The sequence below is a fragment of the Actinomadura rupiterrae genome, from assembly GCF_024172125.1.
Classification (GTDB): Bacteria; Actinomycetota; Actinomycetes; order Streptosporangiales; family Streptosporangiaceae; genus Spirillospora; species Spirillospora rupiterrae.
The window spans coordinates 700934-721831 of record NZ_JAMZEA010000004.1 but is presented as its reverse complement, the minus strand read 5'-3'; the positions used below and the strand labels follow the sequence as shown (position 1 = coordinate 721831).

The following is a 20898-nucleotide window of genomic DNA, read 5'->3' as shown; positions in this document are numbered from 1 at the left end:
ATGGGTGATGTTGGGTTTTGCCCACTCGGAGGCGATGATCTCGGGTCTGCGCCGCGCAGCCGGGTTGCCGGGCCAGCGGATCTTGAAGCCCGGCCGGCCGGGAGCGTCGTCCGCTGCGGCGGGTGTTCGGGGGACTTGTGGCGGCCGGTATCGGCGTGGACGGGGTGGTCCTGCGAGCCGTCCCGGAGCCGCCGATCTCACGCTCTTCACCCGGCACGAAGGCATCCGCGCCGTTCTCGACCGGGCGGCGGATCTCCCTTGACCGGCCAGTGCGGGCTTGCGGATACTGGTCGTCGTTCGACGGCTTCGGGCCGAAGAGCATTCTGAGGTTTCCACGCCTCCTGAGGGGGCCGCTGCCACCAGGTGCAGACCTGGCGGGGCGGCCCGGTTTTCCGCTGCCTCAGGAGGTTCCGTGCGGCCCCTCTCCCACGTGGCCGACCGCGATGACGCGATCGCGTTCGCCGCCTTCCATGCTCTCGTGGCCCCGGCGCTGCGCGCCGCCGCCCGACGGCCGCTGTGCCGCGCCCGTCACGCCGGTGTCGCCTGCCGCGCCCCGGCGGAGCCAGGTGGCTGCGCCGACTGCGAGGCGACCATCGACGACCTGCTGCTCGACGGATTCGCCCGGCTCCGGTCGGCGGTGGCCGGGCCGATCCCGGCGACGCGCTCGGGTGAGCCGGTCAGGGAGATGGCTCTACTGTGCGGGCACCTGACGTCCCCGCAGGCACGGGACGAGGACGCCGCCGCGTTCGGCAGGCGGCTCGCGCGCGCAGGGGGCGACGACGAACCGGCGTGGCTGCGCGCGGCCCGGGCGCAGCTCGTCCACTATCCGCTGCGTCACCTGGAGGAACGGGTGCGGCGCGCGGACGCGGTCCGGCGGGGTGCGTCCGCACGGCCCGACCGGGACCTGCGGCAGGCGGCGTGGGCCGCCCCGCTCCGCGCGGACCCCGCCGTGCTGGACATGCTCGTGCTCGCGGTGTTCCGCGTCCGGCGCGGCGTCACCGAACCGTTCGAGGTACCGGACGACCTTCGGGACCGGCACGGTCTGACGCGCCCGGACGCGGCCCGCCGGATGGGGGAGGCATTGAGGGCGCTGCGCGGGACCAATCCCGCGTTCTTCGCCGCCAACATCGGCGAGCCCCCGTTCGAGGTCCCCGCTGCGCCCGTGGCCGACCCGCAGGAGCGGCTCGACACCGCCGTGGACCGGGAGATCGCGCGGGCATCGATGTGCCGTCTGGTGTCAGCCAGACTCGGTGATCAGCGGCGGCGAGCGGACCGCCGGACCGGATACCGCGCCGTCATCGCGGCGGTGTGCGCGGTCGGCGCGGGCCGCAGCGGCGACCCGGTCGCGGTGGCGACGAGGAACCTGGGGCTCGCTCCCAGGTCGGCGAGGCATCTGGTGCGGCGGCTGGCGATCCTGGTGGCTGCCGCCGGCGTGGACTGGTCCGAGCAGCTCATCCGCGATGCGACCACCGGTAGATCTCCCATCTGATGCGCGCGGCGTCGGACGTGCTGAGCGGTACTTCGATCCTCCTGCCGCCGGTGTCCACGGTGAGCCGCGCCCCCTCCGGGCCGGGCCGCACGGCGACGCTCCGCACCACGGTCGGACTGCGGCCGGCGAGCGCCTGTTCACCGGCGAGCAGCTCGGGGCGCGGCAGGCACGCCCCGCGCTCGGCCTCGGCCGCGGCGAACAACTCGATGAGATCGGCGCCGATCCCGCCGTCGTCGAGGTCGACCCGAACGGTCAGGGCCGACTCCCCGGTGAAGGTCAGCACGGCGAAAGGGCCGTGGAACCAGGCGGTGACGCCGCCGGCGAGGACCTCCCGCGGCCCGTACGGGCGGGCGCGGACCCGCCGCAGATAGCCGTCGGGCGTCGTCATCGGGCTTGCGGCAGGACGTGGCCCATGCCGATGGTGGTGCGGTCGCCGATGCCGGAGTAGGCGCTGAAGCGGACGAGGGCGTCCAACCCGGCCCGGGCTTCGGGCGTCGACCTGCGGGTGTCGGCGACACGGTAGGTGATGGTGCCGATGCTGCCGCGCGCCGGTGGGACGCCGGCTTTGAGCAGGTGCTCGGCCATCGTCAAACGGTAGTCGGCGACTTCGAGGTTCTGCCTGATCGCCTGGCCGGTCGACTCGTCCAGCGCCGCCTCAGGGGCGAAGGCGTTCCACTTGCGGTAAAGGTCGGCGAAGACCCATTCGGATTCGGGGAAGGGACGGACGCGGCGCACCCCTTCCTCGCGGGCGGTGAAGAACGCGACGGGCGTGGCGATCCGCAGCGTCCACCTCTCGGCGGGACGGGCAGCCGCAGCCAGGTCCGGAAACGGCTCGGCCCCTCCCACCCCGACGGCCGCCACCCGGTACACGCACCGTGCCACCCGCACATTCCCGGTGGCCGCCAGCGACTGCAGGATGGGCGCGGTCAGCGAGTCGACCGCGCCGAAGATGAGGTCGGCGCAGCGCAGTGACAGCCAGACGTCGGTGTCCAGGATGGTCTCCGTCATGGCCCGGACGGGGATGCGCCGGACGGTGCGGGCGGCCGCCTCGGCCTTGGGCGTGCCGTCCCTGGCGTCGTCGGGGGTGGCGCCGGCGAGGCGGTTGAGGTTGGTCGCCTCGACGACGTCCGGGTCCACGACGATCAGGCGTCCGATGCCCAGATGCGCCAGTCCTTGGGCGATCAGCGAGCCGATCCCTCCGGCGCCGACCACGGCCGCGGTGGTGGCCCGCAGCCGATGCTGCCCGTGGCGGCCGAACGCGCGGATCTGACGGTCGTGCCGGTCGGCGTCCCGGACGAGGCTTACGGCGTGCATAGCGGGACCTCTCTGACGGTGTCGCCGAGCAGGACGCATGCGGTGAGCGGTGCGAGCCGGTCGGGGTGCGGGGACCAGGCGCTGGCGAGCCCGCCGGGTCCCAGGACGAGCGATGCGGCGATCGCGGGCTGGTCCTCGGGCATGGTGACGGCGAACTCGGCGTGGGTGAGGCGCATGTTGTGCTCGTCGTGGCCGGAGAACCGGACCGGTCCGCCGCCGGCGATATGCGATCTGCCCAGCATGAGGCGCGCGGAAACCATCAGCGAGGCCGGAAGGGGCCTGTTCATCGTGGACCAGTTCTGCCGCTGCTGCGGCGTCCGCCCGCTCGCCGGCAACGTCGGCAAGGTCGTCTTCGCGGTCCTCGACGCGGCATGAAGACCAGCGGAGGGAGGCCCCTCCCGTCCGGCCCTCCGCTTTTGAGAACCCTCGCAGGGGCGATGAGGGCGCTGGCTTGGACTGGCGCGCGCGGCCTGAACGCCGCGTTGCGAACCCTCGCAGGGGCGATGAGGGCGACCGCGCACGCCTCTACCCACGCGACCGGCGGCACGTTGCGAACCCTCGCAGGGGCGATGAGGGCGACCGCGCACGCCTCTACCCACGCGACCGGCGGCACGTTGCGAACCCTCGCAGGGGCGATGAGGGCCGGATCACGAGTTCGATCCGATGGCCCGGGACAAGTTGCGAACCCTAGCAGGGGTGATGAGGGCACGATCGTGCTCGGCCAGACCGTCGCCGACCAGGCGTTGCGAACCCTCGCAGGGGCGATGAGGGCGAGTGCCTGATCATCCTCGGCGGCCTCGACATCAAGGGGTTGCGAACCCTCGCAGGGGCGATGAGGGCTCGGCCGCGCGCTGCTCACCCACCCCGACCGCCCGTTGCGAACCCTCGCAGGGGCGATGAGGGCCGCTCGCGTGGCCCGGCCGGTGCACGTGCGGGCATCTGTTGCGAACCCTCGCAGGGGCGATGAGGGCCCGCTGGTCGACATCATCCAGGCGCTCCTGGGCATGTTGCGAACCCTCGCAGGGGCGATGAGGGCCCCAGAGTAAAGCCGCAGGTGAAGCAGGTGTTAACACCGGCGATGTCGGTCGATTTTTCAGCAACCCTCCGGTTGTGCAGTAGACCCCGGGGTCCTGCTGAAAACGGGGCCTGTAAAACGGGTTGTCGCAGCGTTGGCTGAGCCATGCGTAGAGCACTGCGGTGACCCCTCTTAGGGGCGATGAGGGCGAGTCTGTGGACGTATCCAGCAAGAAACTCGATCAGTTGTGACCCCGGCGGATGCTGTCCGGGCGGGACGATCTCCCTAGTCAGGATAGCTGCCCCTGCGCTTAAGGCCACATCCGGACAGGCGATGTCGTGATCGAGTTTTTTGAAAGCCCATCTTGTCGATCGGGAGGCCCGTACCGTCCCGAGACGTGAGCGGAGAGTCAGATGGGACTCACGCTTGCAGGCGGGTCTGACAAAGGCCGTCCATCTGTACTCGCTGAAGGTTCATGTCACCGCCCGCTACCGATGGACGAGGAAGGACGGGGTGCGATGCGTTTGCGAGTGACCTTCCATACGGGGGCTCAGGAGCTGCCGTGGGATGACGTGCTGTCTCCTGGCCGGGCGCTGTTGTACGCGCTGCTGGAGCGGGGCGCGCCCGAGTTGGGGAAGGCTCTTCACAAGGACGGTTGGGGGCCGCACGGGCTGGTGCCGTTCGGGTATGGCGCGCCGGTGTTTCCTGCGGCGCGGCGGCGGCGCGGTGTGTACGCCACCGATGGTCCCGGGATCGTGGAGTTCGGGAGTCCGCTGATCGCGGTGGTCGAGGGGTGGGCGAAGGCGCTGGCGTCGATCCCTGTGCTGGCGTGGGGAGCGACCGCGTTCATCGTCGACAAGGTCGAGCCGGTGGAGGCACCGAAGTTCGAGACCGGGAAGGCGGTCTTCCGCACCGAGACGCCCGTGGTGATGAAGAGCTCGGGGCGTGATGAGTCCGGTGCTCGCGTGCGTCGGCAGGCGTGGTGTCTTCCGGGCGAGCCTGAGTGGGACGTCTACGTGCAGAACAACCTGCGACGCAAGGCGGAGTCCCTGAGTCTGGATCCGGACGTCACCCTGGAGAACATCGGGTGGGTCGGGCCGAAGCGCTCGTTCACGGTGGGGAGCGGCGGGGGCGGGAAGAAGCCGGGTGCCTGCGTCGAGGTCATGGTTTCCGGTGCGCCGGAGACGCTTTCGGCGCTGCACTCCTGGGGGCTGGGACAGGCCAACAGTACGGGGATGGGCTGGATCGGTGCCTGACACCGCATCGGATGTCTCGGGGACGATTGCGTCCAAGGGCTCGGCCGATTCAGGGGTCCTGGTGTTGACCGCGAGTCCGTTGCAGCGTGTGGGGGCGTTCGCCTTGGCGGCGCTCGCCAAGGCGGACCATCCCCGCAAGGTGACGGGTGAGGTTCTCCTCAAGACGGTCGACCAGATGACGGGCCATCTCGTGGAAACAGTTCGAGCGGCGAAGGCCACCGATGTGGGCGGATTCTGGCTCGGAGCCAGTTACTTGCTGTGGCCGAACTCGAAGCTGAATCCGACCGCGCGTGGCAAGCAGTCTTCCTCGGAGCGAGAGCGGCTGATCCGGGAGTGGCGGGCGTATCCGGATCCGGCGGGCTGGCCGGGGGTGCCGTGTGCGTACTGCGGGCGGCCGGCCTGCGACTGGTACGGGAAGGTCGACATTCCGCTGGGGGCGAGCGTCGCGCACCGCAACACCACTGCGCCCGGCCACGAGGGCACGCCGTTGTGCTACCCGTGTGTCGCCAGCCTGTGGGCCTTTCCGTATGGCGCGTCGCTGTCGGGCGGTCGGGCCGCGCTGATGCATTCCTGGGACGACGCGTTCCTTGCGAGGATGACCGCGACGACGGTTGGCCGGACCTTGCGTCAGGCTTCTGCCGGGCCGTCCAAGAAGCAGAAGCCCGGCCCGTACGCGCGTGAGCTGTGGGTGCTGCAAGCGGTGCGCGCCTACAGCCAGCGGATCACCGCCGGTGTGGAGTTGATCGTGTTGTCCAACTCCAACAAGGAGCAGCTCTACGCGGCTCAGGAGTTGAGTCAGCCGGTCGCCGAATGGCTCCGGTCCGCGAACAAGGACTCCAAGCGTCGCGCCGGATATCCGGCGCTGGTCGCGACTCAGGGGACCAAGCAGGTTCCAGGAGAGGCGTTTTTGGCCAAGCGGGCGTTCACTCAGCCGACGCAAGTTCTGGACTTCGCGATCGGTCACGTCCTGAGCCGGATCTCAGCGGCCGTTCTCATTCCCGCCGAGACGACAGTGCTGGCCCCGCTCCTGTACTCCTACTGCCGTGAGGTGCTGACCATGGACGACAAGGACGTCGAACGGATCAAGGAACTGGCGCGCCGGCTGGCCGCGCTGCTCGGGCAGGACAGCCGTCCGGGCCCGTTCCGCGACTTCATCCGCGCCAACGGCAAGGGCGGGAACCTGTACGGCTGGTTCCGCTCCAAGGGCGTGGACTGGCTGCTGTTCCCGCGGCCCAAGGACACCCCGCCGGTCCTGCTGCCGGTGCAGGAGTACCGGCTGCTGTTCGAGGACGAGCGGTCCTGGTCTTGGCGGCGACTGCTGGTCTTCGCCGTCCTGGAGGCGCTGGCGGAGACGGGTTGGGAGCCGAAGGGCTCGCAGGAGGAACTCCAAGAGATCAAGGATCTGGCCGACGCTGCCGGCGGCGACCAGGAGGAAGGGGCGGAACAGTGACGTTCCTGGTGGGACAGCAGATCCTGCAGATCAAGGCCGGGGCGCCAAACAACGGGCGGGGCGAGGACAACCGCGGGATGGTCAAGCAGTTCACGGTCGGCCGGGGGGACAGGTACCCGTATGTGTCGGCGCAGGCGTGCCGCCGGTGGCTGCGGGAGAGCCTGCCGGCCGGCGAGCCGACCTCGCCGGTGATCCGCAGCGGGGAGGGCAAGAAGCAGCAGGCCTACACCCGCGGCCGTCCTGACCTTTATCTGGACGACGACCTGTTCGGCTACATGATCGCGGTCAAGGCGGACGAGACGGGCGCGAAGAGGGGCGAGTCGAAGACGTTCATGCGCGACACGGTGCTGGCGACCGGCACGTTGGTCTCGGTCGTGCCGAGCAAGCCGGTCATGGACTTCGGCACCATGAGCCGCGACTTCGAGCCCGGAACGCATCCCGTCATCCACGAGCACGAGATGTACACCGCGGACCTGGCCGGTGACCTGCTCCTCGACCTGCCGCGCGTCGGGACGTTCGAGATCGGCGGCAGGACCAGCAAGGCCGCGCTGCCCGGCGGCCTGGCCGATGAGGTGGTCGAGAAGGGCGGCAGCGAGATCGTCCTGCGCGACGTGCAGTGCGTGCGGTTGCCGATCGGCGAGCGGCGCCGTCGGGTCGCGGTGCTCCTGCGGACGATGGCGATGGTGAAGGGCGGTGCCAAGCAGTCGGCCCACTACGGTGACCGCACGCCCGGCCTGGTGATCCTCGCGCCGATCAAGGGCGGAACCAACCCGTTCACCAGGGTCGTACGGGAGCGCGAGAAGGCGACGTACTTCGACGCCGACGTCCTGCGCGAGGAGATCGAGGCGTGGGCCGACGAACTGGATGGGCCCGTCCGCATCGGCTGGGCCCCAGGATTCCTGGGCAGCCAGCGCGACCGTGCCGGCAGCGACCTCGCCGACCTGATCAAGAAGGAGCGGCTCGTCCTCGGCCACCCCCGGACCGTGCTGAACGCCCTGGCCGACGAAATTGAAGCCGGTGACCACGACTCCTGGTTCGACGACCCGCAGTAGCGCGACCGCGTCGCTCATCGCCCCTTCGAGGGGAGTTTTCGCTATCTGCGCCGCTCGCCTGCAAGGAGCACCACCATGCCCGAGGCCCTGGAAGTGACCGTCACCGCGCCGGTCGTCAGCTTCCGTAACCCGCTCTACGACGGGCTGCAGGTCGGGCTGCCCTGCCCACCACCGTCCACCGTCGGCGGAATGCTCGCCGCCGCCGCCGGAGGATGGGAGCGAGTGCCCCTGCACACCCGGTTCGCCATGACGTTCCACGCCGCCGGCTCGGGCCAAGACCTGGAGACCTACCACCCGCTCGGCGGCCCCGGCACCCCGACCAACGTCACCATCAAGGACCGCGACTTCCTGGCCCTCGTCACGCTGACGGTATGGCTCACCGAGGACACCGACCTGTGGGCCCGCGCGATCCGCCGTCCGGTCTGGCCACTTCGACTCGGCCGCAGCCAGGACCTGGTCGCCGCCACCACTCGCCACATCGAGCTGACCACATCCAGCGGACGCCAGGGCCATTCCCTCGTCCCGTTCGAAGTGCCGAACGCAGCCGGTACTGCGATGCGGCTGACGACTGTCATCTCCGACGACCGCGCCCGCTTCACCTGGGACGACTACCGGTACGCCCCGGCCGGCGCCCACACCGAAATCGACACCGGGCTCGCCACCAGGCACGGCTACGCCGTCGCGATCCTCCCGCCCGTCCATCCGCACCAGTTGGCACCGATCGTCTGAACCCGCGGAGCACCGACGTGAAGGACCTGCGCGCCAAAAGCTCCACCACGCCGGGAGTGCCCGGTGAGCTGCTGATCAGCCACCTGCTCAACACCCTGCAAGCCGTTCAGCAGATCCGCGCCCGGGTCGGTGACATCCCGGGCATGCCGACCGAGTTCTGGACGTGGGCGGCGCTCGCCGCGCTGCTCCACGACACCGGGAAGCTGCCGGACGGCTTCCAGCGCATGATCGGTAACCCTTCCCAACAGAAGCAGGCCATCTGGGGCGAACGACACGAGGTGCTGTCTCTGGGATTCGTGCACCTGCTCCTCGCGGGCCTGCCGCCTGAACACCGTGATTGGGTCGCCGCAGCGGTCGCCGGCCACCATCGCTCGTTCACCTCCGGCCTCGAAGGTTCGTCCAAACTCCCGCTGCTCACCCAGTACGGCGACGACAAGGCCGAAGACTTCGCCGGCAAGTTCACCCTCGCCGATTCTGAACAACTCGTCGACCTCATGGCGTGGCTACATGCCACGGGACGGCGGCACGGGCTGCCGTTCCCTGAGACCGCACCGCGAACCGATGTCCGGCAACTGACCGACGCCGCTCACCAACTATTCCAGAACGTCATGAAGCGATGGGAATGGCCACTCCCGCGCGGCGATGCCAGCGGCGCAACGGCCGTCCTGCTGCTGGGCGCAGTCACCATGGCGGACCACCTCTCCTCGGCGCACGCCTCGCTGCACACCCACCACCCTCTGGACAGAAGCTACGCCGCCCACCTGGCAGAACGGCTAGCCACCCAAGGCCACACGCTCCGGCCACAACAACGCCAAGCCGCTTGCACCAACGGCAACCTCCTCCTGCGCTCTTGGACCGGGAGCGGCAAAACCGAGGCGGTCCTCCTATGGGCGGCGACCCAAATCGACGACCTGGCGGCCCGCACCAATGGCAATCCCCGCGTCTTCTACCTGTTGCCCTACCTGGCCAGCATCAACGCCATGACCGGCCGTCTCGGCGAAGATCTGAACTCGCCCGATGGAATCGGCGTCGCCCACTCCAGAGCAGCCTCGTACCATCTCGCGCGGTCGCTCGCCGAGGGATGCCCCGACGACGACACCGACCCGGTCGACGCCGCGGGCAAAGCTCATTCCCGCGCTGAAGCCACCAAGAACTTCCGCGAACTCCTGCGCGTCGGCACCCCGTACCAACTGCTTCGAGGCGCGCTCGCGGGACCAGTGCACTCCAGCATCCTGACCGACAGCGCCAACTCGATCTTCATTCTGGACGAGCTGCACGCCTACGACGCCCGCCGCCTCGGCATGATCCTCGCCATCATGAGCTTCTGGCACCGCCTCGGCGGACGCATCGCCGTGCTCTCGGCGACCATGCCCACCGTCCTCGCAGACCTGGTCACGCGTGCCCTCGACGGCCGTACAGCACTGGTCGAACCACCACCAGAGAACCACGCGCCGATTCGCCACCGGCTCCACATCCGCCAAGCTCACGTCACCGACGAACCATCCCTCGACGAGATACGCCAACGGCTCGCCGACGGCCAGTCCGTCCTGGTCGTGGCCAACAACGTCCGCGATGCGATCACGCTCCACCAAACACTTGGGCCCTACTGCATCGAGCTCCACGGCGATGACTCCGCGCACCTCCTGCACTCGCGGTACCGCCGCATGGACCGGACCGCCATCGAAAGCGCCATCCAGGAACGCTTCGCGAGCGGAAGACCCCGCCGGCCAGGCCTGCTGGTCGGAACACAAGCCCTCGAAGTCTCCCTCGACCTTGATCTCGACGCCTGTCACACCTCGGCCGCCGACCTCGAAGCCCTCGTCCAGCGCTTCGGCAGAACCAACCGGCTCGGCACGCTGCCCCCCGCCCCAGTCGTCGTCCATCAACCCGCCTACTCCACCCGGCGCGGCGGCGGAGACGACCTATGGGCCGACGGCGTCTACGAAGCCGAGCCCACCCTGCACGGTTGGGACATCCTCACCCGCCACGACGGACGGACCATCAACGAACAAGTCATCACCGGGTGGCTCGACGAGATCTACAGCAGTCCCTGGGGCCGAGAATGGGCCGAGAGAGTGAACCACCACCGGCACCAGTTCGAACAAGCCTTCTTGGAATTCCTGCACCCCTTCGACGACCGCTCCGACCTCGCAAAAACGTTCGACGAGCAATTCGACGGAACCGAAGCAATCCTCTCGGCGGACCGCGACCAGTACAAGGCCTCCCTGGATCAGGGAGCCAACAAGACTACGGGCCGCCTGTATGCCGACCAGTACCTCATTCCTCTCCCGGGATGGTGCATGGGCCTCGGAGCCTACGACAAGAATCTCAAAGTCCGCATCATCGACGCCGAGTACGATCCGCGTCTCGGCCTGCAAACCGTACATCGCGATGTACGGCACTCTTATGAACCGGGGGAAATCCTTTGATCGATGCGGATGATATCGGCGGCGTACACATCAAGTACCTCTACCACTGCCGCCGCCAGCTCTGGCTCTACCTGCGCGGAATCCGCCCCGAACACCTGAGCGGCACCGTTCAACTCGGCGAAGCCGTCCACGAGACCTCCTATACCCGCAGCAGCCCCATCGACCTCGGCGCCGCCAAACTCGACTTCATCGACGGCCAGCATTGGGTCCACGAAGTCAAGTCATCCACACGGCCGACACCAGCCGACCAGGCACAAGGACAGCACTACTGCTACCGCCTCGAACAGATCGGCATCATCGCCCAAGGCGCTATCCTGCACTACCCCAAAACCCGCCGCACCCATCGCCACCCCTACACAGCCGAAGCCGCCCGACAAGCGCAGAACGACATCGCCGAAATTCTCAGCGTCGCTGCGGCCCTCACCTCGCCGCCCCGCCTGGCCCGCTCCGCCTGCCGCGGATGCAGCTTCACCGACTACTGCTGGACGGAGTGACATGCCTGCCGCCGCACGCACCTACTGGCTCACCAGCCCCTGCCGGATCCGTCGCAAAGACGAATCACTAGTCATCGAACGCGAATCCGCCGGCAAAGTCCACATCCCTATCACCGACGTCCGCGACATCGTCGCCTGCGCCGAAACCGACATCAACACCTCCGTCGTCGCGCTTCTCAACCGCCACCGCATCAACGTCCACCTTCTCAGCTACTACGGCGACTATGCGGGGTCACTTCTCACCTCCGAAACCAGCACGTCCGGCGAAACCGTCCTCGCCCAAGCCCGACTCGCCGAAAACCCCGAAGCCGCACTCCAGATCGCCCGCAGCATCGTCGGCTCCACCGCTTTCAACGCCCGCCGCATCATCGACCGAAAACTCCTCGCCCGCCCATACGACGTTCTGCAGAAGAGCCTCGAATCAGCCGAGAACTCCGCCCATCTCATGGGCATCGAGGGCACGTTCCGCCGTTCCGCATGGGAGGTTCTCGACACCAAACTCCCCGACTGGCTCCAACTCGGCGGTCGCAGCCGCCGCCCACCCAAGAACGCCGGCAACGCGTTCATCAGTTACGTGAACGGAATCATCTACGCCCGAACCCTCACGGCACTGCGGCTGACGCCTCTGCACACCGGCATCGCCTTCTTGCACAGCAGCATGGAACGCCAGCGCCACTCCCTGGTCCTCGACATCTCCGAGATGTTCAAACCGCTGTTCGCCGAGCGGCTAATCCTGCGGATGGCCGCACGGAACCAACTCAAGGAGCACCACTTCGACAGTGAGACCAACCAGGCCATGCTCAGCGAAAGCGGCCGCAAACTCACCGTCCAGGCCGTCCGCGATGAACTCGCCGTCACCGTCGCTCACCGCACCCTTGGCCGCGCCGTCGCCTACGACGAACTCCTCTACCTCGACGCACTCGCGCTGACCCGGCGATGTCTCGAAGGCACTCCCTACAAACCCTTCCGGATCTGGTGGTGAAGTCACGCCGTGCACGTCATCGTCGTCTACGACACCGCAGCCGAACGCAACCCCCGCATCCTGCGGACCTGCCGCAAATACCTGCACCACGTCCAGCGGAGCGTCTTCGAAGGCCAGGTCAGCCCAGCTCAACTACGTCGCTTCCAATCAGAGGTCGAAACCCTCCTGGACCTCAGCTACGACAACGTCATCGTCTACACCTTTCCACCAGGAACAACACCGATCCGCCACGCCTGGGGCGCCGCTGAACCTGCCCCCACCGATATCCTGTAAGTCCCACTAGCTACCGGTCGCCGGAACAAAGTTGATCAAGCATTTTTCAGCGACACGCCGGGCTCGACAGCACAACCGGCGGATCGCTGCAAAAGTCGCCACCCAACCTCCGCCCACACCGGCCGCCACCTGCGGCTTTACTGTGGGGGTGCTCATCGCCCCTGCGAGGGTTCGCAACATGAGTGTCTTGGGTGGGCGCCATCCGCGCTCGTGGTGCTCATCGCCCCTGCGAGGGTTCGCAACGTGACCGGACGCGCCACGTCGGGGACGCGCTCGGCCCAGGTGCTCATCGCCCCTGCGAGGGTTCGCAACCCGAGCCCGAGCCCGGGGACCGGCCCGGACACCCAAGGGGTGCTCATCGCCCCTGCGAGGGTTCGCAACGCGTACTGGTACAGCGTCCATCGCGCCTGGGCCTGGACGGTGCTCATCGCCCCTGCGAGGGTTCGCAACGCAGCCACAAACAGGTGATCCGGGCCGGTCATCTCACGGTGCTCATCGCCCCTGCGAGGGTTCGCAACTCGCAGTACCCGGCACTCTTGCCTGCGTGGATCGCGAGGTGCTCATCGCCCCTGCGAGGGTTCGCAACGTGGAGGGGTGGCTGGGAGAGCGGTGGTGCCCGCCGTGGGTGCTCATCGCCCCTGCGAGGGTTCGCAACGCGGTGGCGTGGGTGTCGGTCAGGTCGCCGATCGTCCGGTGCTCATCGCCCCTGCGAGGGTTCGCAACCTGTACACCTTGACGGCGTCGCGGCCCTCGGCGCCGTAGTGCTCATCGCCCCTGCGAGGGTTCGCAACCGCTCCAGCACGGCCGACAGGACCGAGATCCGGTCGCCGGTGCTCATCGCCCCTGCGAGGGTTCGCAACATGAACGTCAACGCGTCCGCGCGTTCCTCGCGCGTCGGTGCTCATCGCCCCTGCGAGGGTTCGCAACGCGGCGGTTTCCTCGGCGGTCGGCTCGACGATCGCGTGGTGCTCATCGCCCCTGCGAGGGTTCGCAACACACGTGGCGGGGTCGTGGTGATCAGCGGCAGCCACGGGGTGCTCATCGCCCCTGCGAGGGTTCGCAACATGCCGCGGGGGATCGCGGTGGCGAGTTGGCCGAAGTGCTCATCGCCCCTGCGAGGGTTCGCAACCTGGACGGGGTCACTTGGCCCGAACCGCTTCCTGCCGTGCTCATCGCCCCTGCGAGGGTTCGCAACTGGGAGGTGGAGATCAGCGCGGACAGGACCGTGAACGCGTGCTCATCGCCCCTGCGAGGGTTCGCAACCTGGTCACGCCGAAGCAGGCGCATGCGATGGCGCTGGGTGCTCATCGCCCCTGCGAGGGTTCGCAACAATCCGCCGCCAACTGGGGCACCACCTGCCTCAACTGTGCTCATCGCCCCTGCGAGGGTTCGCAACCCGAAGTCGTACATCGGCTCGTTCCCAACGGCGACGCGTGCTCATCGCCCCTGCGAGGGTTCGCAACACGAACCCCACCGGGTCGTCCGCCCACAAGACGTAGGGTGCTCATCGCCCCTGCGAGGGTTCGCAACAGGATGATGCAGTCCGCCGAGAAGCCGCGGCCCGAGCCGGGTGCTCATCGCCCCTGCGAGGGTTCGCAACGTGATGGGGCGGCGGCCATCCATGCAGACCGCCGAGTGCTCATCGCCCCTGCGAGGGTTCGCAACAATCCGAAGGTATTGGCTCCGCGCCCGATGCCGTAGTGTGCTCATCGCCCCTGCGAGGGTTCGCAACACGCGCGGGCGGTGTCGGCGCCGACCTGGATCTCGGTGCTCATCGCCCCTGCGAGGGTTCGCAACTTGCGTTCGTGCGCGTCGGGTGGGGTGAGCAGGTCCATGTGCTCATCGCCCCTGCGAGGGTTCGCAACACGACGGGTTCACCGTCGTCGTCTCCGTCCCGGACGCGCGTGCTCATCGCCCCTGCGAGGGTTCGCAACGCGAAGCGTTCAGGCAGGCCGGCGAAGCCGCGGCCAAGTGCTCATCGCCCCTGCGAGGGTTCGGAACATCCACTGGGACTGGTGGTAGAAGGTTCCGCGGTCGTGCTCATCGCCCCTGCGAGGGTTCGCAACGCGTGGACGAAGGCGATCTGGAAGCGGTTGGGGTCCTGGTGCTCATCGCCCCTGCGAGGGTTCGCAACGCGACGACCGGGCAGAACAGTGGCGACAACCTGTACGTGTGCTCATCGCCCCTGCGTGGGTTCGCAACTCGCCGGCGGCGACGGTTCCGGCGGTGGTGCCGACGGAGTGCTCATCGCCCCTGCGAGGGTTCGCAACCCGACGGACGACCGAATGCCCCTGCGGCTGCACGTCCCGGGTGCTCATCGCCCCTGCGAGGGTTCGCAACAGGACGCGGTCGGGCAGCCACGAGACGGCCCATCCGGTGCTCATCGCCCCTGCGAGGGTTCGCAACCGGCGGAAGCCGTCGGCCCAGCAGCCGGACGAGCGGGTGCTCATCGCCCCTGCGAGGGTTCGCAACCTGATCGGCTCCCCCGGATCCGGGGATCCGCCGACCAGCTCTCTGTGACCGGTACTACGTCATGATTTGCGGTCCTCCAATTTCCCGTTTTCCCAGTTCAACAGTCCACTAGGTACACCGCTGTCGGCCATCTCCATTGACAGTCCGTGCCCACGATGTGCCCACCAGAGGGCCGGAGCCGCCACGCAACGATGACCGCAAGGCAGTTACTTAACGTAACCGGAGCGCTCAGGCTGATTGGCGATGGTTGTTCTCGAAGGACAAACGTGGGCGTTATCCGTCCACCCGAGAGGTCGCGCGTACGGAGAGACCAGAAAGACGGGCGCGTGGTCGATCCGGCCAACGCGCCCATCCGAGGCCGATCTCGGTGTGCAGGTCGGCCAAGCGGCCGCGCGACGAGTCGGTCGGCTCCTTCTGAACTACAGCACGTGCGGGGACGACCCCTGCGTGGTGTAGTGGGGCGTCAGCGTTCTCGGATTGCCCCCGCGTGCGCGGGGACGACGGGTCCGGTGGTGGCGCACCGGACCCCAAAGCCGGACCACCCCCGCGGGCGCGGGGACGACACTTTGCGGCCTGCGGGTTCACAAGTTCACATGACGAGGCTGTCGGCGATTGTCGGTGTTTGAACTCTCGCTTGCTGCTTGCCTTTGGTGTTGAGACACAGGCGTTCCTCTTCGAGGCCAGCTTGCTGGAGCTCGGTTGCTCATGCTCGCTGGCCTCGGACGAGGCTACCTCTGCCGCTGTAGGGCTGTGAGTGCCTCCGCTACCGGCGGTATGTCGAATTCTTGGGTGGATGTGGCGGGCCAGGCGGCGGGGCGTGGGTGGCGGTTGGGGCCGTGGGGCCAGTGGCCGCGAAGCAGGGCGATCAGGTCGAGGCCGCTCCAGTACTCGATTGTTTGGTGGATGACGTCGGTGTGGTCCCCAGGTGTGGTGATCCAGACGGTGATCGGTGCGGTGTGGCCCGCGCGGATGTCATCGGCCTTGGCTTCGAGGTGCTCGACCGAATCCTCCAAGGTTGGGAAGACGTGGAGCCGGTCCCCGAGGGCGTTGTGGAATTCGGCCTGGTGATCGCGGAACATGAGGCTCAGGTCCTGCTGGGTCGTGACGACGTCGGGGAGGCGTTCGTCTTCGATGAGGGCTTCCAGGAAGGCCGCACGAAGCCAGTCGATGGTGAAGGGACCAGTGACTCCGCAGTGGAGCGGCCGGGCGATGCTGTGAAGCAGCCGCTGGGCGGGCAGTCTGCGGTCGCCGTCCGTGCTGGTGAGGCGATGGGGGGCCGTTCTCCTTGGCCTGGGGAGCGGGTGATTGGCGTAGTCCGGTGCCCGGGTGAGGTCGATCATGATGTCGTCCCGAGTTTGCCTGCGCATGGGGTCTCCTTGTTGTCGTTGAACGATTGCCCTGATGGAAGCTGAACGGCCTGGTCAGACGCCACGCCCAAAATCCTCAAGACAGGAAGTGGTCTCGCTGGAGCGCTGACCGCAGGGTGTCAGGAGTGGCCCGAGAGCCTGTTGATCATGGGTTCCTGGGCGGTTCGGGCTGGTGCCGGTTGAGGTGATCAGTTCCGGTCACTGGTGAGAAACGCTCAGCCGCGTCGTGCCCTGTTACTCTTCGTGTCGACATAGTCGCCAACCGTTAAGGAAGTGATGTGGGAGACGGACCTGAGGTGGCCGAGCAACTGCTGGAAGGGATCATTCCGGACGAGCTGTATCGCGCCTACCGAGTGTTGCTGGAAGAGCGGGGATGCTCTTCCAAGCGGGTGCCGGAGACTTTGGGACCGGCGGAAGTTGTTACGGCCCTGCTCGACCGGGGGATGGCCCTTGAAGCACCCGAGCCCGGGGAGGCGCCGCGGCTGATTCCGACGCCGCCGCACCTGGCGCTCCAGGCGGTGCTGGCCGAGATGAACCAGCGGCTGAGTGGTGAGCATGAGCGCTTTCTCGCTGGCCATCGGCGGCTGATCGACTACGTCCCCGCCCCATCGACGGGCGAGAGCGAGCAGGACAAGTCCCGTGGGCTGATCCAGGTCGTCACCGAGCCGGAGGAGATCACGCGGCTGTCGGGGGTTCTCGTGAACGCGGCTAGGCGTGACTGGCTGACGCTGGAGAACTACGTGACCGACCGTCCGATCGACGACACCATGGTCATCGCTCCGCCGCCCGCCCTGCGGAGCGGGGTGCGGTGTCGCACCATCTACGAAAGCCGCTTTGCCGAGCATCCCGTCGTCGCGGAGAACATCGCTGGCGCCGCCGAGCTGGGCGAGGAATCCCGGCTGCTGGCGGGCATCGGGATGAAGATGAAGCTCGTCGATGCGAGCGTGGCGCTTCTCCCGCTCGGGCCGACGGGGATGACAGGCGCGGTCGTCGTTCGTTCGCCGGTCATCGTCGGGGCGCTGCGGGAGTACTTCGAGTTGCTGTGGGAGCGAGCGACTCCGATCGGGGCCGTGCGGCCTGACAACCCGCTCAGCGAAGACCTGCGCGCCGTGCTGGAGCTGCTGGCCCAGGGGGCTGACGACGACGCCATCGCACGCCGTCTGAAGATCAGCACCACGACCGTCCGGCGGCGCTTCAGCCTCATCCGCGAGGAGTTGGGGGCTGCCTCACGCTTCGCCGCCGGCGCTGCCGCCGTCCGCCGCGGCTGGATCCAGTAGCCCTCGACTCCAACCTCAGTAGCTGTTCTTCCAACATCAGGAGCGTCATGCCCTCGTTCCAGTACCAGGACTTCGTTCCCGCCCAACGCTTCCAGCGCACCCTGGCCTTCTCGCCGGAAGGCGACGACATCGCCTACTCCAGCAACGCCGACGGTCGGTCGGCGCTGTGGACAGTACCGACCAAGGGCGGCTCAGCGCGCAAGCTCGCGCAGATGCCTGGCTGGATCGTCCGCCAGGCCGCTTGGACACCGGACGGGACCGGCATCGTCTTCACTGCCGACCACGAGGGTGACGAGCAGTTCGCTCTCTTCCAGATCGGCCTGGACGATGTCGAACCGACAACGCTCGCCTCTGCCCCGGAGTGCCAGCGTCTCCTCGCGCCGACGCCGTTCGACCAGGCGGGACGCCGACTGCTGTATGCGGCTAATGATCGTGACCCCGCTGTGCAGGATCTGCTGATCCGGGACCTGGCCACGGGCGAGACGCAGCGTTTCGAGCCGGAGGAGAACGTGGCATTCACGCCTGTTGCCTTCTCTCCGGATGCCCGCTGGCTGCTGGTCGCGGGCGAGCGCTCCAACACCGAGTCCGATTCCTATCTGATCGACCTCACCCGCTCGGACACCAAACCGCAATGCGTCACGGCAACGCACGGCGAGGGCCTATTCGAGCCGCAGGCATGGGCGACGGACTCCTCCGGCTTCTACCTGCTGACCGACCTGTGGGGATACACCGCCGCGGCGTTCTACAACATCGCGAAAGGCAGCCTGAGCCCGGTCGCGCGTTACGAATGGGACGTCGAGGGGCTCGACGCGGCTAACGGGACGCTCGCCTGGACCGTCAACGAAGCCGGACAGTCGGTCCTGTACGTCCAGCGCGGGGACACGATTGCCCAGCCGGAGGTGCCGAGCGGCGTTGTTTCGATGCTGACGCTGTCGCCGGACGGGCGGACGGCGGCGCTGCTGCTGGACACGCCCGTGCACCCGGAAGAGATCGTGGTCGTGGATCTCGACGAGGCCGCCCCGCGCCGCCTCACCGACGGTCGGCCTCCTGCGCTGCACAAGGTCACGCCGGTACGACCGGAGTCGATCACCTATCCGACGGCTGATGGACGAGAGGTGCACGCGTTCGTCTACCGTCCTACTACGCCAGGACCGCATCCGGTGCTGCTGTCGATCCACGGAGGCCCCGAAGGTCAGGAACGTCCGCGCTACGCGGCGCTCTATCAGCACCTGCTCCACCAAGGGATCGCGGTGTTCGCGCCCAACATCGCCGGCTCAACTGGCTACGGCAGCGCCTACCAGAAGCTGATCTATTGCGACTGGGGCGGCATCGACCTGGCCGACCTGGACCATGCCGTCCAGTACCTGCACACCCGCTCCGACCTCGACTCCAACCGGATCGCGGTGTTCGGTGGCTCCTACGGCGGGTTCGCTGCGCTGTCCTGCCTGGCCCGCCTGCCGTATGACTGGGCTGCGGGCGTGTCGATCTGCGGCCCCAGCAATCTGCTCACCCTCGCGACCCAGGCTCCGCCGACCTGGCGCAACGTCATCGACGTCCTGCTGGGCAATCCCGAGCGGGACGCCGAACGCCTGCTCGCCAACTCGCCGATCACCTACGCCGACGCCATCAACGCCCCTCTGATGGTCCTGCAGGGCGCCCGCGACCCGCGCGTTCCTCGCGCCGAATCGGACAATCTCGTCGAACGGCTTCGAGGCCGCGACGTCCACGTCGACTACCAGGTCTTCCCCGACGAAGGCCACGGGTTCGCCATCCAAGCCAACGAAATCCGCGCCTACACCGAAGCTGCTGCATTCCTCGTCAAGCACCTCGGCGAGGACGGCCGGTGACCGCGCTTCGCCTATTCGCCAACCCCGCGGTGGCGCCGCTGCTGACCTCACGGCTCATCTCTTCGGCGGGAGTGGGCTTCGGCCAGGTCGCGTTCGTGTGGGGCATGAAGAGCAACGGCTATAGCGCCGCTGCGATCTCCATGGTGGCGGCTTGCAAGGCCATCCCGGCACTGCTCATCCTGGCCGGGGGCCTCCTGGGAGACCGGTTCAAACGCCACCACGTCCTGGCCGCGGCCGAACTGGCCGCGAGCCTCACCTGGGTGGCCATCGGCGTGTGCCTGCTGAACCGTCACACCCCGACGGCGTTGCTGTGCGCGCTCGCGTTGGTGTCCGGAACGACCTACTTCATCTTCATGCCCGCCGTCCGGAGCATCACCGCCGACCTGCTGCCCAGTGGCCAGCGGCATTGCGCGAACGCGCTCGTCGGGCAGACCGAGGCCATCGGTGCCCTGATCGGCCTGACCGCAGCAGGCGTGGTCGTCACGTCAGCCGGTGCGGCGCCGGCCGCCATCCTCAAAGCCGCTGCGTGTCTGGTCAGCGCCGCGCTGCTTCTCCGGCTGAAGATCACCCGCCGCAGGACGGCCACGCCCGGGCCGCTCTCCGAACTCGCCGCCGGCTGGAAACACTTCGCCGACCACCGCTGGATGTGGGCGATGGCCCTGCAGTTCACCACTGCCGTCATCGCCACCGCCACCCTGGTCGAGATCATCGGTCCGGTCTTCATGGACGACACCCATCGTGGTGCCCAGACCTGGGGAGTCGTGAGTGCTTGCGAAGCGCTGGGGGCAGTCGCCGGAGCACTGCTCGCCGTGCGCTGGAAGCCGCGCCACCCGATCCGGCTCGCCGTCCTACTGCTGATCTTCGCAGGAGCGCCGCCGCTGGCCATTGGTCTCAGCGCATCCTCAGCCGTCATCGCCGCAAGCATGCTCGTTTCGGGCGTCGTCAAAGCGGTGTACATGGTCCTATGGGTCACCCAGCTCCAGCAGGCCCTGCCCATCGAGACGATCGCACGCGTGAACGGCTGGAACTTCGTCCCCGCTTACGCCCTCGCACCCATCGCGCTTGTCCTGGTCGGCCCGCTCGTCAAAGCCGACGGCGCGGGCGTCGCTGCCCTGGTGCTCACGGCAAGTGTCCTTGCCTCAACCGTCGTGGCAACACTCCTTCTGCTGGCGGGAGCATCCAAGGCTGGAGAGCCGGACGCAGCGCGAGCTGACTTGCTTGCCGTCCCGTAGTCACCCTCCCCTCGGGGAGCCAGGGAAGGGAGGCGTGGCTACTCGTCCAACTCGGCTCTTGACTCTTCGTAGTCGCTGGCGCAGTATGGAGCGCAGAGCGCGTTACTTAAGTCCAGTGGTTGTCATCTGTAGTCAGCCGAAGTGGAGGGAGCCGGTGATCAACCTCAACCTGATCAGGGAGTTCCTTCGTGATCGACCTCGACACTTCGGACGATAACCC

Annotated in this window: 17 protein-coding genes and 2 CRISPR repeat arrays; of the genes, 13 read left to right on the top strand and 4 right to left on the bottom strand. The window is 67.8% G+C overall.

The genetic code is table 11. The features are described 5' to 3' along the window. Positions 1-412 precede the first annotated feature (412 nt). A complete protein-coding gene (locus tag FHU30_RS16350; protein ID WP_253876636.1) occupies positions 413-1489 on the top strand; it encodes a hypothetical protein in 1077 nt (358 codons plus the stop codon). Here the strand turns inward: FHU30_RS16350 and FHU30_RS16345 are convergent. The 3 genes from FHU30_RS16345 to FHU30_RS16335 are packed head-to-tail and all read right to left on the bottom strand — an operon-like array spanning position 1452 to position 3045. Beyond that, positions 1452-1877, bottom strand: a complete 426-nt coding sequence (locus FHU30_RS16345) for a hypothetical protein (RefSeq protein ID WP_253876635.1) — start codon at positions 1875-1877, stop codon at positions 1452-1454. The two genes, FHU30_RS16350 and FHU30_RS16345, sit on opposite strands and share 38 nt — an antisense overlap. Next, entirely contained in the window at positions 1874-2803 is a 930-nt protein-coding gene (locus tag FHU30_RS16340; RefSeq protein ID WP_253876634.1) for a ThiF family adenylyltransferase, read from the bottom strand. The genes FHU30_RS16345 and FHU30_RS16340 overlap by 4 nt, the downstream gene beginning before the upstream one ends. Next, entirely contained in the window at positions 2791-3045 is a 255-nt protein-coding gene (locus tag FHU30_RS16335) for a hypothetical protein (RefSeq protein ID WP_253876633.1), read from the bottom strand. The genes FHU30_RS16340 and FHU30_RS16335 overlap by 13 nt, the downstream gene beginning before the upstream one ends. Here FHU30_RS16335 and FHU30_RS46110 point away from each other — a divergent pair. From FHU30_RS46110 to cas2, 9 genes are all read left to right on the top strand, one after another. After that, positions 3044-3178, top strand: a complete 135-nt coding sequence (locus tag FHU30_RS46110; protein ID WP_301323140.1) for a hypothetical protein — start codon at positions 3044-3046, stop codon at positions 3176-3178. The genes FHU30_RS16335 and FHU30_RS46110 overlap by 2 nt on opposite strands. Positions 3179-3218: 40 nt before the next feature. After that, positions 3219-3839: a CRISPR direct-repeat array (repeat unit 30 nt; unit sequence GTTGCGAACCCTCGCAGGGGCGATGAGGGC). A 497-nt stretch (positions 3840-4336) separates the two neighbouring features. Next, positions 4337-5074, top strand: coding sequence for a CRISPR-associated endoribonuclease Cas6 (locus tag FHU30_RS16330; RefSeq protein ID WP_253876632.1), 738 nt, complete (start codon positions 4337-4339; stop codon positions 5072-5074). After that, entirely contained in the window at positions 5067-6524 is a 1458-nt protein-coding gene (locus tag FHU30_RS16325) for a hypothetical protein (RefSeq protein WP_253876631.1), read from the top strand. The genes FHU30_RS16330 and FHU30_RS16325 overlap by 8 nt, the downstream gene beginning before the upstream one ends. Beyond that, entirely contained in the window at positions 6521-7576 is a 1056-nt protein-coding gene (gene cas7i, locus FHU30_RS16320; RefSeq protein WP_253876629.1) for a type I-B CRISPR-associated protein Cas7/Cst2/DevR, read from the top strand. The genes FHU30_RS16325 and cas7i overlap by 4 nt, the downstream gene beginning before the upstream one ends. Before the next feature lie 75 nt (positions 7577-7651). Then, positions 7652-8305 carry a CRISPR-associated protein Cas5 gene (gene cas5 / locus FHU30_RS16315; RefSeq protein WP_253876627.1) on the top strand — a complete coding sequence of 218 codons (654 nt, stop codon included), beginning with the start codon at positions 7652-7654 and terminating at the stop codon, positions 8303-8305. A 17-nt stretch (positions 8306-8322) separates the two neighbouring features. Further along, the gene (gene cas3 / locus FHU30_RS16310) at positions 8323-10734 is read left to right on the top strand and encodes a CRISPR-associated helicase Cas3' (protein ID WP_253876625.1); all 2412 of its coding nucleotides are present in this window, start codon (positions 8323-8325) and stop codon (positions 10732-10734) included. Further along, positions 10731-11228, top strand: coding sequence for a CRISPR-associated protein Cas4 (locus tag FHU30_RS16305; RefSeq protein WP_253876623.1), 498 nt, complete (start codon positions 10731-10733; stop codon positions 11226-11228). The genes cas3 and FHU30_RS16305 overlap by 4 nt, the downstream gene beginning before the upstream one ends. Position 11229: 1 nt before the next feature. Continuing rightward, entirely contained in the window at positions 11230-12210 is a 981-nt protein-coding gene (cas1, locus tag FHU30_RS16300; protein ID WP_253876621.1) for a CRISPR-associated endonuclease Cas1, read from the top strand. A gap of 9 nt (positions 12211-12219) precedes the next feature. Next, entirely contained in the window at positions 12220-12483 is a 264-nt protein-coding gene (gene cas2 / locus FHU30_RS16295; RefSeq protein WP_253876619.1) for a CRISPR-associated endonuclease Cas2, read from the top strand. 148 nt (positions 12484-12631) lie between these two features. Further along, positions 12632-14955: direct repeats of the CRISPR family, unit length 30 nt; unit sequence GTGCTCATCGCCCCTGCGAGGGTTCGCAAC. Positions 14956-15683: 728 nt separating this feature from the next. Here cas2 and FHU30_RS16290 read toward each other — a convergent pair. Next, entirely contained in the window at positions 15684-16295 is a 612-nt protein-coding gene (locus tag FHU30_RS16290; protein ID WP_253876617.1) for a hypothetical protein, read from the bottom strand. Positions 16296-16618: 323 nt separating this feature from the next. Between FHU30_RS16290 and FHU30_RS47080 the strand changes: the two genes are divergently transcribed. From FHU30_RS47080 to FHU30_RS16275, 3 genes are read left to right on the top strand one after another with little or no spacing between them, the layout of a single operon-like run. Next, positions 16619-17599 carry a LuxR C-terminal-related transcriptional regulator gene (locus FHU30_RS47080; protein WP_253876616.1) on the top strand — a complete coding sequence of 327 codons (981 nt, stop codon included), beginning with the start codon at positions 16619-16621 and terminating at the stop codon, positions 17597-17599. A gap of 47 nt (positions 17600-17646) precedes the next feature. Then, on the top strand, positions 17647-19446 hold the full coding sequence (locus FHU30_RS16280; RefSeq protein ID WP_253876614.1) for a S9 family peptidase: 1800 nt from the start codon (positions 17647-17649) through the stop codon (positions 19444-19446). After that, entirely contained in the window at positions 19443-20678 is a 1236-nt protein-coding gene (locus FHU30_RS16275; RefSeq protein WP_253876612.1) for an MFS transporter, read from the top strand. The genes FHU30_RS16280 and FHU30_RS16275 overlap by 4 nt, the downstream gene beginning before the upstream one ends. Positions 20679-20898: the final 220 nt, after the last annotated feature.

Bases quoted from the DNA above. Each gene is read 5' to 3' on its own strand.
- cas5 (WP_253876627.1), top strand. From the start codon at position 7,652: ATGCCCGAGGCCCTGGAAGTGACCGTCACCGCGCCGGTCGTCAGCTTC.
- FHU30_RS16345 (WP_253876635.1), bottom strand. From the start codon at position 1,877: ATGACGACGCCCGACGGCTATCTGCGGCGGGTCCGCGCCCGCCCGTAC.
- FHU30_RS16290 (WP_253876617.1), bottom strand. From the start codon at position 16,295: ATGATCGACCTCACCCGGGCACCGGACTACGCCAATCACCCGCTCCCC.
- FHU30_RS46110 (WP_301323140.1), top strand. From the start codon at position 3,044: ATGAGGCGCGCGGAAACCATCAGCGAGGCCGGAAGGGGCCTGTTCATC.
- FHU30_RS16335 (WP_253876633.1), bottom strand. From the start codon at position 3,045: ATGCTGGGCAGATCGCATATCGCCGGCGGCGGACCGGTCCGGTTCTCC.
- FHU30_RS16330 (WP_253876632.1), top strand. From the start codon at position 4,337: ATGCGTTTGCGAGTGACCTTCCATACGGGGGCTCAGGAGCTGCCGTGG.
- cas1 (WP_253876621.1), top strand. From the start codon at position 11,230: ATGCCTGCCGCCGCACGCACCTACTGGCTCACCAGCCCCTGCCGGATC.
- FHU30_RS16340 (WP_253876634.1), bottom strand. From the start codon at position 2,803: ATGCACGCCGTAAGCCTCGTCCGGGACGCCGACCGGCACGACCGTCAG.
- FHU30_RS16280 (WP_253876614.1), top strand. From the start codon at position 17,647: ATGCCCTCGTTCCAGTACCAGGACTTCGTTCCCGCCCAACGCTTCCAG.